Raw genomic sequence first — 13,450 nt, forward strand, 5'->3', positions numbered from 1 at the left:
CGCCCTCCTCAGCGCAGCTTCGGGTCGAGGGCGTCGCGGACGGCGTCACCCAGCATGATGAACGCGAAGACCGTGAGGCTCAGCATTCCGGCCGGGAAGAACAGGGCGTGCGGGTTGTCCCTGATGTCCTTGCTGCCCTGGGCGATGTCGATGCCCCAGGAAATGGTCGGATCGGCGAGACCGAGACCCAGGAACGACAGGGTCGCCTCGGCCGAGATGTAGCCGCCCAGCGCGATCGTCGCGACGACGATGGTCGGTGCCATGGCGTTCGGCAGCACATGGCGGAAGAGGATCCGCCGGGTGCCCGCGCCGAGGGCGCGCGCCGCCGTCACGTAGTCCGCCTGCTTCGCGGTGATCACCGACGAGCGCATCACGCGGCAGATCGACGTCCAGCCCAGGAAGGCCAGGGCGAAGATCACGACGTAGACCTTGCGCTCGGTGAAGGCGTTCAGGACGACCATCGCGCCGAGCAGGAACGGGATGCCGAAGAAGATGTCGGTGATACGGGAGATGACCGAGTCGAGCCAGCCGCCGAAGTAGCCGGCCAGCATCCCGAGCAGTCCGCCCAGGAGCGTCACCGCGGCGGTGACGCCGACACCGACCAGGATCGAGGCCCGCGTCCCGTAGACGACACGCGCGTAGATCGAACGGCCCTGGCCGTCGTAGCCGAACCAGTCGGGCTGGAAGAAGCTGCCCAGCTCCGGCTTGGTCAGGAAGTGGTTGGTGAGGTCGCCGTCGCGCGGGTCGGCGCTGGTGAACAGCCCCGGGAAGACGGCGACGACTATCAGGAAGACCAGCAGGATCGAGGAGATCCAGAACATCGGGCGGTGCCGCAGGTCGTACCAGGCGTCGCCCCACAGGCTGCGCGGCTTGCCCTGCGACTTGTGGCCGTCGGCCGCGGTCTCGGGAGCTCCGGCGGCCGGCGGCGCGATGGCGTCGGTGGTCGCGTCCGTCTTGGTCTTGATCACGTCAGGCATACCGGATCCTCGGGTCCAGGACCGCGTACAGCAGGTCGACGACCAGGTTGATCAGAAGAATGATGAGCACGAAGACCGTGACCACGCCGACGATCGTCGAGCCCTCACGGCCTTGGAGCGCCTTGAAGAGCAGGTTGCCGACGCCCTGGACGTTGAAGATGCCCTCGGTGATGACCGCGCCGCCGATGAAGCCGCCGACGTCGGTGCCGAGGAAGGTGACGACCGGGATCAGCGAGTTGCGCAGCAGGTGGACGCCGACGATGCGGCGTCTGGGCAGTCCCTTGGCCATCGCCGTACGCATGTAGTCCGCCCGCAGGTTCTCCGCGAAGGTCGTGCGGGTCAGCCGTGCCACGTACGCCATCGACAGCATCGCCAGGACGAACCCTGGCAGGAACAGCTGGGCGTAGTCCGTAGAGTCCTGCACATTGGGCGCGACCCACCCCAGTTCGTCGGCGAGGACGAAGCGCGCCAGGTAGCCGAGCACGAACACCGGGATCGAGATGACGACGAGCGTGAAGATCAGTACGCCGGTGTCGACGGCCTTGCCGGCCTTCAGGCCCGCCCAGGCGCCGAGGCCGATACCGATGATGATCTCGATGACGAGCGCCACCATGGTGAGCCGGAGCGTCACCGGGAAGGCCTCGGACATCTCGTCGGCGACCTGACGGCCACCGAACGTCTCGCCGAAGTCTCCCTGGAGGAGGCCCCACATGTAGTCGACGTACTGCTTCCACAGGGGCTGATCGAGCCCGAAGTCAGCACGTAGCGCGGCGACCTGTGCGGGGTCCGCCGCCTTGTCACCCCACATCGCCCGGATCGGATCGCCGGGAAGGATGTGGACCATAAGGAAAATAATCAGAGTGGTCCCGATGAATACCGGGATCATCTGGAGCAGTCGCCTGGCGACGTAACGCCCCATCATGCCTCCATGCCGTGAGGGGTCGGCGATGGCCTACGTAGTTTTCTCCGCCACGGGGTATGGGGTGGAGTCTCCCGGGGCCTCGGCCTGGCCGGACCGGTGCCGCCGCCCCGCGAGGGGACGGCGGCACCGGTTGACGGTCCCGGTATTTAGCTCTTCGCCTTCACCTGAACGTCGGTGAAGATGGGGTCGCCGTCCTGGCCGTAGACGATCTTTCCGAATACGTTCCGGGACTGACCCGAGTTGTTCTTGTAGAACCACAGCGGGATGCTGGGCATGTCAGCCTTCAGGATCTGCTCGGCCTCCTGGTACAGCTTCACCGTCTCGTCGAGCGTCGCCGCCTTGTCCGCCTTGGCGGACAGGGCGTCGAACTCCTTGTTGGAGTAGCCCGAGGTGTTACCGGCGGCGGTGGTGCCGTACAGGTCGCGCATGAAGTTCGAGTTGACCGGGTAGTCGAGCACCCAGCCACTGCGGTACATGGACTTGACCTGCTTGTTGTCACGCGCGTTCAGGTCCGCCTGGAAGTCCGGCTTCGAGTCGCCGGTGCACTCGACACCGACGCTCTTGCGGATGCTGTTGCAGACCGCGTCGACCCAGGGCTTGTGGTCCTGGTCGGCGTTGAACTGGATCGAGATCTTGTTGCCGGGGACGCCGCCACCCTCCTTGATGAGGGCCTTGGCCGCGGCCGGGTCGAACTTCGTGATGTCACCGAGGGCGCCGGCCTTGTAGCCGAGCACACCGCGGGCGACGTACGAGTCCGCCGGGGTCCGGGTGCCGTGGAGCACGGTCTTGGTGATCGTGTCACGGTCGATCGCCATGGACAGACCCTGGACGACCTTGGGGTCGATGTCCTTGAACTGGTCCGTGTAGAACGCCGGGTTGATCGCCTGGATGGCCGAGTACTCCTGGTCGATCGCGCGGTCGCCCAGGTCGTCCTTGTAGCTCGTGAGAGCCGTGGTCGGGACCTGCTCGATCCAGTCCAGGTTGTCCGACCGCAGGTCCGAGTAGGCGGAGTCGGCGGTGGTGTAGTTCTTGAAGTCGATGCCACCGTTCTTGGCCTTGTTCGGCCCGGTGTAGTCCTCGAACTTACGGACCTTGATCAGCTTCTTGTGGTCCCAGGAGACGAACTTGTACGGACCGTTGCCGACCGGCTTCTCACCGGCGGCCTTCGGGTCCTTGAAGAAGGACTCGGGGAGCGGCGCCCACACGTCGTAACCGAGCTTGTACGCGAAGTACGAGACCGAGCTGGTCAGCGTGATCGTGAAGGTGTTCTCGTCGACCACCTTCAGACCGGACATCTTGTCGGCCTTGGGGTCACCCTTCTCGGGGTGGACGTCCGCGTAGCCCTTGATGTCCTGGAACCAGCTGGAGTTGGTCTGGTTGTTCTTGACGTTGGCCGACCAGTTCCACGAGTTCACGTAGGACTCGGCGGTGACCGGGGTGCCGTCGTGGAACTTCCAGCCGGGCTTGAGCTTGACGGTCCAGACGGACGAGTCGTCGTTCGGGGTGACCGACTCGGCGTTGACGTTCTCGAGCTTTCCGGTCCCGGGCTCGTAGTCGACCAGGCCGGAGAAGATGGCGCGCAGGACACGGCTGCCCTGGCTCTCCTTGGCGTTAGCCGGCTGCAGCGGGTTCTGCGGCTCGCCGAGCTGTGCGGTCAGAATGCCATTCGGGTCGGCCTTCCCCGCCTTCATGTCGTCGCCGCTGTCGCTGTCGCCGCCGCCACAGGCGGTCGCAGCCAGGGCGATGACTATCGCGCCCGCGACCCACTTGGCGCTCTTGGCACCGCGCATGGGTTCCTCCTCATGAGTCCACTTGTCACAACAAGATGGGCACCGATCGTTACGCCGACACCCCTGACGGCGGCCGATCAGTGCTCCGAGTGTGTGCTCGTGAGTCGGCGCTCCCCACAGCGCATGACCCATTGACCCGAGCTCAATGGAGCCAACTATTAAGTACACCCGACCTGTAAACCACACTTACCGCGTCTCGTTTTGACAACATCGACCCATCACCTACGCCCGAAATCCGGACAAAGTAAGCACAGACAGACACCCGCGAAACGGACTGTTAACGCAGCTTCCGGTGAGCGATACCCGGTATCCGGACGTTTCGCCACGGAAAACGAGTTGACAGAAGCTACCGGCTCGGGCAAATCGCCCTACTGTCCGGCCGCCGGCGAGGGGGCAGAACTCCGGCCCGGCACCTCGCGGGGCCGGGCCGGGGAGACGTACACCTGCCGGACCGTCAGATTCCGCGGTGGCGGACCGTCGGGTTCCGGAGTCGTGGACCGTCAGCGCTTGGCGCGGGAGGCCGCGCGGCCACGCTCCTTCTGGTCCAGGACGACCTTGCGGATACGGACCGTCTCCGGGGTCACCTCGATGCACTCGTCGTCGCGGCAGAACTCCAGGGACTGCTCCAGCGAGAGCCTGCGCGGCGGCACCACGTTCTCCGTGGTGTCGGCGGAGGCGGCACGCATGTTGGTGAGCTTCTTCTCCTTGGTGATGTTCACGTCCATGTCGTCGGCGCGCGAGTTCTCACCGATGATCATGCCCTCGTACACCTCGGTGCCCGGCTCGGTGAAGATGACACCGCGCTCCTGGAGGTTGACCATCGCGAACGGCGTCACCGAACCGGAGCGGTCAGCGACCAGCGAGCCGTTGTTACGGGTCCGCAGCTCGCCGAACCACGGCTCGTGCCCCTCGAAGATCGAGTGCGCGATGCCGGTGCCGCGGGTCTGGGTGAGGAACTCCGTACGGAAGCCGATGAGTCCGCGGGAGGGCACGATCCACTCCATGCGGATCCAGCCGGACCCGTGGTTGGTCATGGTCTCCATACGGCCCTTGCGGGTCGCCATCAGCTGCGTGATCGCGCCCAGGTGCTCCTCGGGGCAGTCGATCGTCATGCGCTCGATCGGCTCGTGGAGCTTGCCGTCGACGTCCTTGGTGACGACCTCGGGCTTGCCGACCGTCAGCTCGAAGCCCTCGCGGCGCATCTGCTCGACCAGGATGGCCAGCGCCAGCTCACCGCGGCCCTGCACCTCCCAGGCGTCGGGACGCTCGGTGTCCAGGACGCGCAGCGAGACGTTACCGATCAGCTCGCGGTCCAGGCGGTCCTTCACCTGCCGGGCGGTGACCTTGTGGCCCTTGCCGCCCTTGCCGACGAGCGGCGAGGTGTTCGTGCCGATGGTCATCGAGATGGCCGGCTCGTCCACCGTGATCAGCGGCAGCGCGATCGGGTTCTCCAGATCGGCCAGGGTCTCGCCGATCATGATGTCCGGGATACCGGCGATGGCGCAGATGTCGCCAGGACCGGCCTTCTCGGCCGGCTTGCGGGTGAGCGCCTCGGTCATCAGCAGCTCGGTGATGCGGACGTTGGACATCGTGCCGTCACGCTTGATCCAGGTGACGGTCTGCCCCTTCTTCAGCTCGCCCTGCTCGACCCGGCAGAGCGCGATACGGCCGAGGAAGTTGTCGGCGTCCAGGTTGGTGACATGGGCCTGGAGCGGCGCGTCCTCGTCGTACACCGGAGCCGGGACGGAGCTGAGGATCGTGGTGAAGAACGGCTCCAGATTGGTGCTGTCGGCCGGGACCGTGCCGTCCTCCGGCTTGGTCAGCGAGGCGACGCCGTCACGCGCGCAGGCGTAGACGATCGGGAACTCGATCTGGTCCTCGTCCGCGTCAAGGTCGAGGAAGAGGTCGTACGTCTCGTCCACGACCTCGGCGATACGGGCGTCGGGCCGGTCCGTCTTGTTGATGCACAGGATCACCGGCAGCTTGGCCGCGAGTGCCTTGCGCAGCACGAACCGGGTCTGCGGCAGCGGGCCCTCGGAGGCGTCGACGAGGAGGACGACCGCGTCGACCATCGACAGGCCGCGCTCGACCTCACCACCGAAGTCGGCGTGGCCGGGGGTGTCGATGATGTTGATGGTGACCAGGTTCGGGACGTCACCGGTACCGCCCTCCTTGGGGTGGTACTTCACCGCCGTGTTCTTGGCGAGGATCGTGATGCCCTTCTCACGCTCCAGGTCGTTCGAGTCCATCATCCGGTCGTCGAGGTGCTCGGCGGCGTGCGCGGCGAAGGCACCGGCCTGCTTCAGCATGGCGTCGACCAGAGTGGTCTTGCCATGGTCGACGTGGGCGACGATGGCGACGTTACGGATGTCGTGGCGCGTGGGCATGCTGGCTGGCGCTTCTCTCGATCGTGGGATGCGGCGTTGTTTTCCTCGTACGCCTGCCGGGCGGACACGCCACGGCTTACCCCATCGTACGGGGCTGGCGATGCCGGGGCTTCCGGGACCGATCCGATAAGAGGCTGGGCGCTGGGGAACGCGCTCGTGGAGTGCTTGTGGAGTGCTCGTCGTGCGTCTGCTGCGACGTACTGCGGGGTGTGGGACGGCCCGGGTCAGGGGATGGCACGATCTTGCCCGCCGGGAGGCCCGGCGGGCAAGTTGATCGTCCGGCTTCCAGGGTCTGACCTGCCGGTTCTCTCCGTTTCTTCTTCTGTGCTACCGCTGTGCTTCTACTCGTCGTCGCTTTCGGGCGTCGCCTCGGCACTCTCGGAGGGCGCCGTGGCGTTGTCGGAGGGCGCCGTGGCGCTGTCGGACGGTGACGGCTTCTGCGGGCCGCTCCTGCCGCCGTCCTTGAAGCCGATGTCCTCGTAGTGAGGGGTGGCGAAGGCGAAGGCACCGGCGTTCGCCACGGAGGGCTTGGCCGCCACGAGCTGCGGGCGCTGGTAGAGGGGAATGGAACCGGCCGCCGCCCAGATGCGGGCGTCGGCCTGCCTGAGCAGATCGCGGGCCGCGTTCTCGTCCAGCTCGGAGGCCGCCTGGTCGAAGAGCTGGTTGATGTGGTCCGTCCCGACGCGGGTGTAGTTCTGCTCCACCAGCAGCGAGCCGTCGGATGCGGGGACGGGCTTGGCGTAGATCGGCCGGCCGTCGGTCGCGGGGTAGGCGGTCGCGGGCCACGAGTAGAGGGCGAGGTCGTAGTCGCCCGACGCGACGTGGTCCTTGAAGTAGTTGGCGTCCGCGACCTTGCTGATGTCCGTGCGGATGCCGATGCGGTCGAGCATGCGCGCGATCTTCTCACCGACCGTGCGCAGCTGCTCGGAGCCGGGTCCTGAGGGGAGGACGAAGCGGAGGGTGAGCGGCTTGCCGTCCTTGGCGAGCGAGCCGGGCAGGGCGGCGGCTGATGCGGAGGCCGATCCGGAGGCGGAGGCCGACGGCGACGCCGAGGCTGATCCGGAGGCGGAGCTCGATGCGGACGACGACGGGGACGCGGACTCGGATTCCGTGTCGGAGCCGGTGTCCGACTCGGTGTCCGACTCGCCGGACGCGGACGCGGACTCGGACGCGGACGCGGACTCGGACGCGGACTCGGACGCGGAAGCGGAAGCGGACTCGGAAGCGGACTCGGAGGGCGCCGCCGTACCGCGCGGGGCGTACGCACCGGCCATGCCGCTCTGCTGCCTGTCCTGGGCGCTGACGTCCGAGTCGTCACGCAGCCCGGCCCGGCCGATCAGGACCGCGCGGTGGAAGGCGGCGGCGGGGGCCGGGGCGATCACGCTGGTGTCGCTCTCGGAGACGGGGGCAGCGCGTCCCGGCTTGTTGTCACCGACGACGTACGAACCTTCGTCGGACGAGCTGTCGGACTCGGAGCCGGAGCCGGAAGCGGAGTCCGAATCGGCACTCGAATCGGAGCTGGGGCTGGAGCTGGAATCGGATTCCTTGTCCTTGTTCTCGGCGTCCTTGTCCTTCTTCTTGTCGGCGTCGGCCTCGCTCCCGGCCTTCGTCCCTTCGTCCTTCTTCAGCGCGCCGCCCTGCACCCAGCCCGCGTCGGCCAGCAGCGCCTGCGCCTCCCGGGTGTTCTGGTCCCCGAGCGCGTCGCTGCTGTCGGCGTACGCGTGCTGTCCGGCCAGTGCCAGATGGCTGCCCGGCGGGTACGCGGGCAGCCCGAGCGGCTTGAGCACGGCCTCGGCCAGCTTCTTCCGGTCGAGGGCGCGGGCCACGGCACGCCGTACCCGCTCGTCGGCCAGCGGCCCGGTCTCCCCGTTGAGCGCCAGCTGGGTGAAGGCGGGCTCCAGGGACTTCCGTACGACATAGCCCCGCAGGCCCTTCTGCTCCTTGTCCTCCTTGGCGAGCGCCTCAGTCCTCCTGTCCTGGGACTCCCGCGCCTCGTCGGACGTCTCCTCGTCCGAGCCGCTCTCCTCGTCGGAGCCGTTCTCCTCGTCCGTGGTGTCCTCCGGGGATCGCGACGGCGACGCCGTGGCCGCCTCCGGCCCCGCTCCCCCACCCTTCTTGCCGTCGCGCGCCTTGTTGATCCGCTCGGCCACCGGGCTGTCGATCTCGGCGAGGTCGAGCGTGCCGTCGGCGAGCGCGGCGGCCCGCTTGTCGCGCGGCACCGCGCTCAGGACGATGCTGTCGAGCTTCGGCCGCGCACCCCACCAGCGGGGGTTGCGGACGAGGGTCATCTCGCGCTCCTCGCGGTCCAGCTCCTTGATCTGGAACGGCCCGGCCGTCGCCTTGAGCTTGGTGCGCGCGCCGTCGTTGAAGGAGTTCGGCGCCCCCATCACGCTCTTCGGGTACAGCGGGCTGAAGAGCGCCTTCCAGTCGGCGTACGGCTTGTTGAAGGTGACCCGGACCTCAAGGTCGTCCTTGCCGCGCTCGATCTTCTGGATCCGCTCGTATCCGGCGTTGCGCGCGGTCCAGTACGCGGACTCCTTGCCGCTCAGCGCGCGCCACTGGGCCACGAAGTCGGGGGCGCCCAGCTCGCGTCCGTCGCTCCACACCGCCTGCTGGTTGAGCTTGTAGAGCACGACCTGCTTGGGCTCCCGCTCGACGATCTTCGCGGACTCCAGATAGTCCGGGTTGCGCTCCGGCCGGCCCGTCTTGTCGAGGGTGAAGAGTGAGGGCAGTACGGCGCCCGCGATGCGCGACGTCGTGGCGTCGGCGTCCGCCTGGAAGGTGTTGAGGGTGGTGGGCACGGTGTCCACGGCCCAGCGCAGCGTCCCGCCGTCGGCGATCCGGTCCCGGGCCGCGGGCCCGACGTCCTGGGCCGGGCCCGGGACCTTGCTCCGCTCCTCGCCCGAGCTGCACCCGGCGAGCGCGGGCAGGGCGAGCACGCCGGTGGTCAGTAGTGCGACGGAGCGGATGGTCCGGGAGCATGTCCTCCCGCGTGGGGCGCCGACCTGGGACATGACTTCTCCCTCTTCGTCCTGTTTGTGGAATTTAGAGATGATCACATCTATTGCCCGCCCACTGAAGTGGACCGGGCCGCCCCGGCAGCGGAGACACGGCGGTCAGGCGCCCGAAGCCCACCCGTACGGCTCAACGAGGAACGGGACACAGGGCCGCCGAAAGAGCGAAAATGGAGGGGCGCGACATCAACGACGCGGAGCGCACGGCTCAGGTATGCGCCGGGAATCCCTGCACGTCCCTTCACAAGCGGGGATGTGAGGAGCGACACTCGCAGGCGCATTACCGATGGCATCGCTCCCCTGCGGAAGTGAGGGCAAGTCATGTCCCAGCCGGAAGATCTGACAGCAGTCCACCGTCGTATCGATGAGCTCGTTCAGCGCGTCGCGGACCTGGAGCGGACGGTCGACCGACTGAACGAAGCCGTACCGGCGGCGCCGTCCAGGCCCGCGCCCAAGGACCGCCGCCCGGACGTGGTCACCATCCCCGACGCGCCGTACAACGCGGCGCTGTGGACGGACTCCGACGACGAGGGTCTCGGCCTGCGGGACCGGCGCGCCCCCTAGGCGCCCGGCCTGCCGGCCTCCGACGACGTCCGACACACCCGCCATCAATCGCCACCGGCCCTACGACCCCCCACCAGACCCACTCCATCTCCATACGGAGTCTTCGTTGGCAACAGGCACGGAACGACCCCAACTGAATACGGGCGTGCACGACACCACGCGTGCCGCCATCACCGCCCGCCACCTGCGGACCGACCGCTGGTGGCTGGCCCCTGCCGCCACGGCGGCGGGGCTGCTCGCCTTCGTCATCTACTCGACGTGGCGCGCGTTCGGGAACGCCCACTACTACGCGGCGCCGTACGTCTCACCGTTCTACTCGCCCTGTCTGGCGGAGAACTGTGAGCCGATGAAGGGCGGCCCCAATCTGGAGATCTTCGGCAGCTGGTGGGGCCTGTCCCCCGCGCTGATCATCCTGATCTTCCCGCTGGGCTTCCGGATGACCTGCTACTACTACCGCAAGGCCTACTACCGGGGCTTCTGGGCGTCACCGCCCGCCTGCGCCGTCGCCGAACCGCACAAGAAGTACTCCGGCGAGACGCGCTTCCCGCTGATCCTCCAGAACATCCACCGGTACTTCTTCTACGCGGCCGTGCCGGTGGCGGTCATCCTCACGTACGACACGGCGCTCGCCTTCCGCAACTCGGACTACGAGTGGGGCCATATGGGCCTCGGCACGATCATCATGGTCGTCAACATCGTGCTGATCTGGGCGTACACCCTCTCCTGCCACTCCTGTCGCCATGTCATCGGCGGCAAGCTGAAGCACTTCTCCAAGCATCCGGTGCGCTACCGGCTGTGGGGCTGGGTCGGGAAGCTGAATCACCGTCATATGCAGCTCGCCTGGGCCTCCTTGATCAGCGTCGCCCTCGCGGACTTCTATGTGTATCTGCTCGCCAGCGGGGTCTTCGACGATCCGCGCCTCTTTTAGTGCTAGGGAGTGCCTCCAGTAATGACGCAACTCGAACGCGAGCAGTGGGACGTCGTGGTGGTGGGCGCGGGCGGAGCGGGTCTGCGGGCCGCCATCGAGGCGCGTGAGCGTGGCGCCCGTACCGCTGTCATCTGCAAGTCGCTCTTCGGCAAGGCCCATACGGTGATGGCCGAGGGCGGTATCGCGGCCTCCATGGGCAATGTGAACTCCGGGGACAACTGGCAGGTCCACTTCCGCGACACCATGCGCGGCGGGAAGTTCCTCAACCAGTGGCGGATGGCTGAGCTGCACGCGCGGGAAGCGCCCGACCGGGTCTGGGAGCTGGAGACCTGGGGCGCGCTCTTCGACCGTACGGCCGACGGGAAGATCTCCCAGCGCAACTTCGGCGGTCACGAGTACCCCCGGCTCGCCCACGTCGGCGACCGGACCGGCCTTGAGCTGATCCGTACGCTCCAGCAGAAGATCGTCGCCCTCCAGCAGGAGGACTTCCGCGAATTCGGTGACTACGAAGCCCGGTTGAAGGTCTTCCAGGAGTGCACCGTCACCTCCGTACTGAAGGAGGGCGAGCGGGTCTCGGGCACGTTCTGCTACGAGCGCGAGTCCGGCCGCTTCTTCGTCCTGGAGGCGCCCGCCGTCGTCCTCGCGACCGGCGGCATCGGCAAGTCCTTCAAGGTGACGTCGAATTCGTGGGAGTACACGGGCGACGGGCACGCGCTGGCGCTGCTCGCCGGAGCCCCGCTGCTGAACATGGAGTTCGTGCAGTTCCACCCGACGGGCATGGTCTGGCCGCCGTCGGTGAAGGGGATCCTCGTCACCGAGTCGGTGCGCGGCGACGGCGGAGTGCTGCGCAACTCCGAAGGCAAACGGTTCATGTTCGACTACATCCCGGACGTCTTCAAGGAGAAGTACGCGGAGTCCGAGGAGGAGGGCGACCGCTGGTACGAGGACCCGGACAACAACCGGCGCCCGCCCGAGCTGCTGCCCCGTGACGAGGTGGCCCGTGCCATCAACTCCGAGGTCAAGGCGGGCCGGGGCTCACCGCACGGCGGTGTGTTCCTGGACGTGTCCACGCGTATGCCGTCCGAGGTCATCCAGCGCCGGCTCCCGTCGATGTACCACCAGTTCAAGGAGCTGGCCGACGTCGACATCACGGCCGAGGCGATGGAGGTCGGCCCCACCTGTCACTACGTGATGGGCGGGATCGCCGTCGACTCGGACACCGCCGCGACGCCTGGGGTCGCCGGTCTGTACGCGGCCGGCGAGGTCGCGGGCGGGATGCACGGCTCCAACCGGCTCGGCGGCAACTCGCTCTCTGACCTGCTGGTCTTCGGGCGGCGGGCCGGGCTGCACGCGGCCGAGTACGCGGCGGGGCTCACCGAACGGCCGGCGCTCGACGAGGGTCAGATCGACGCGGCGGCCACCGAGGCGCTGCGCCCGTTCGGCGCCGAGGAGCCGGAGGGCGGCGGCCCGCCCGAGAACCCGTACAGCGTCCACCAGGAGCTCCAGCAGACGATGAACGATCTCGTCGGCATCATCAGGCGCGAGGGCGAGATGGAGCAGGCGCTGGAGAAGCTGGGCGAGTTGCGCGCGCGAGCGGCGCGCGCCGGGGTGGAGGGCCACCGGCAGTTCAACCCCGGCTGGCACCTCGCGATCGACCTGCGGAACATGCTGCTGGTCAGCGAGTGCATCGCCCTGTCGGCCCTGGAGCGCACGGAGAGCCGCGGCGGTCATACCCGCGAGGACTGGCCGGGCATGGTGCTCGACTGGCGGCGGGTCAATCTGCACTGCCGGCTGAACGATTCCGCGCGGGACCCGTCGGCGGACCCCGCGCTCGGCCGGATCAGCCTCTCCAGGAAGACGACCGAGCCCATCCGTCCCGACCTGCTCGACCTCTTCGACAAGGAAGAGCTGGTCAAGTACCTCGCCGAAGAGGAGCTCCACGAGTGAGTGCCAGCACGACTCCGACTCAGAGCACACCCCCGTCGTCCGACTCGTCCACCACCTCACCCGCCACGTCAGGAACGCCCGCCCCGGCCACTTCGTACGAGGCCAAGTTCAGGGTCTGGCGGGGCGACGCGGAGGGCGGCGAGCTGAAGGACTTCGCCGTCGAGGTGAACGAGGGCGAGGTCGTCCTCGACATCATCCACCGGCTCCAGGCGACGCAGGCGTCCGATCTGGCGGTGCGCTGGAACTGCAAGGCGGGCAAGTGCGGTTCGTGCAGCGCGGAGATCAACGGCCGGCCGCGGCTGCTCTGCATGACGCGGATGTCGACCTTCACCCGCGAGGAGACGATCACGGTCACCCCGCTGCGCGCGTTCCCCGTCGTCCGGGACCTGGTGACGAACGTGAACTTCAACTACCAGAAGGCGCGTGAGGTACCGGCGTTCGTGCCGCCGCCGGGGGTCGCGGCGGGCGAGTACCGGATGCAGCAGATGGACGTGGAACGCTCGCAGGAGTTCCGTAAGTGCATCGAGTGCTTCCTGTGCCAGGACACCTGTCACGTAGTCAGGGACCACGAGGAGAACAAGACCTCGTTCGCCGGTCCCCGTTTCCTGATGCGGGTCGCGGAGCTGGACATGCATCCGCTGGACGCGGCCGGGGAGAGTGGCCTGGACCGCAAGGAGACGGCGCAGGACGAGCACGGGCTCGGCTACTGCAACATCACCAAGTGCTGCACCGAGGTCTGTCCCGAGGGCATCAAGATCACGGACAACGCGCTGATCCCGCTGAAGGAGCGCGTGGCGGACAAGAAGTACGACCCGCTGGTCTGGCTGGGGAACAAGATCCGCCGCCGTACCGGCGGCTGAGGGGCGGCGTCCGCGCTCAGGCGGCGGACGGGCCGGCGCGGCCCGTCCGGCGCCTGGGGGT

General features: G+C 67.7%; 9 protein-coding genes. 4 read left to right on the plus strand and 5 right to left on the minus strand.

The window, feature by feature from the left end; genetic code table 11:
- Nucleotides 1-8 precede the first annotated feature (8 nt).
- From ACFWV8_RS30265 to ACFWV8_RS30285, 5 genes are all read right to left on the minus strand, one after another.
- Nucleotides 9-977, minus strand: a complete 969-nt coding sequence (locus ACFWV8_RS30265) for an ABC transporter permease (protein WP_384211032.1) — start codon at nt 975-977, stop codon at nt 9-11.
- On the minus strand, nt 970-1,896 hold the full coding sequence (locus ACFWV8_RS30270) for an ABC transporter permease (protein WP_329382102.1): 927 nt from the start codon (nt 1,894-1,896) through the stop codon (nt 970-972). The genes ACFWV8_RS30265 and ACFWV8_RS30270 overlap by 8 nt, the downstream gene beginning before the upstream one ends.
- Before the next feature lie 149 nt (nt 1,897-2,045).
- A complete protein-coding gene (locus ACFWV8_RS30275; protein ID WP_384211036.1) occupies nt 2,046-3,689 on the minus strand; it encodes an ABC transporter substrate-binding protein in 1,644 nt (547 codons plus the stop codon).
- Between the two features lie 500 nt (nt 3,690-4,189).
- Entirely contained in the window at nt 4,190-6,076 is a 1,887-nt protein-coding gene (gene typA, locus ACFWV8_RS30280; protein WP_384211038.1) for a translational GTPase TypA, read from the minus strand.
- A gap of 341 nt (nt 6,077-6,417) precedes the next feature.
- A complete protein-coding gene (locus ACFWV8_RS30285) occupies nt 6,418-9,090 on the minus strand; it encodes an ABC transporter substrate-binding protein (RefSeq protein WP_384211041.1) in 2,673 nt (890 codons plus the stop codon).
- A 321-nt stretch (nt 9,091-9,411) separates the two neighbouring features.
- Here ACFWV8_RS30285 and ACFWV8_RS30290 point away from each other — a divergent pair, with 321 nt between their 5' ends.
- From ACFWV8_RS30290 to ACFWV8_RS30305, 4 genes are all read left to right on the plus strand, one after another.
- The gene (locus tag ACFWV8_RS30290; RefSeq protein ID WP_329382114.1) at nt 9,412-9,654 is read left to right on the plus strand and encodes a hypothetical protein; all 243 of its coding nucleotides are present in this window, start codon (nt 9,412-9,414) and stop codon (nt 9,652-9,654) included.
- A gap of 106 nt (nt 9,655-9,760) precedes the next feature.
- A complete protein-coding gene (locus tag ACFWV8_RS30295) occupies nt 9,761-10,582 on the plus strand; it encodes a hypothetical protein (protein WP_329382116.1) in 822 nt (273 codons plus the stop codon).
- A gap of 21 nt (nt 10,583-10,603) precedes the next feature.
- Nucleotides 10,604-12,529: a fumarate reductase/succinate dehydrogenase flavoprotein subunit gene (locus tag ACFWV8_RS30300; protein ID WP_329382119.1), complete on the plus strand. Its 1,926-nt coding sequence runs from the start codon at nt 10,604-10,606 to the stop codon at nt 12,527-12,529.
- Entirely contained in the window at nt 12,526-13,389 is an 864-nt protein-coding gene (locus ACFWV8_RS30305; protein WP_384211046.1) for a succinate dehydrogenase/fumarate reductase iron-sulfur subunit, read from the plus strand. The genes ACFWV8_RS30300 and ACFWV8_RS30305 overlap by 4 nt, the downstream gene beginning before the upstream one ends.
- Nucleotides 13,390-13,450 lie beyond the last annotated feature (61 nt).

Origin of the sequence: Streptomyces sp. NPDC058665 (assembly GCF_042714995.1) — a bacterium.
Taxonomy (GTDB): Bacteria; Actinomycetota; Actinomycetes; order Streptomycetales; family Streptomycetaceae; genus Streptomyces.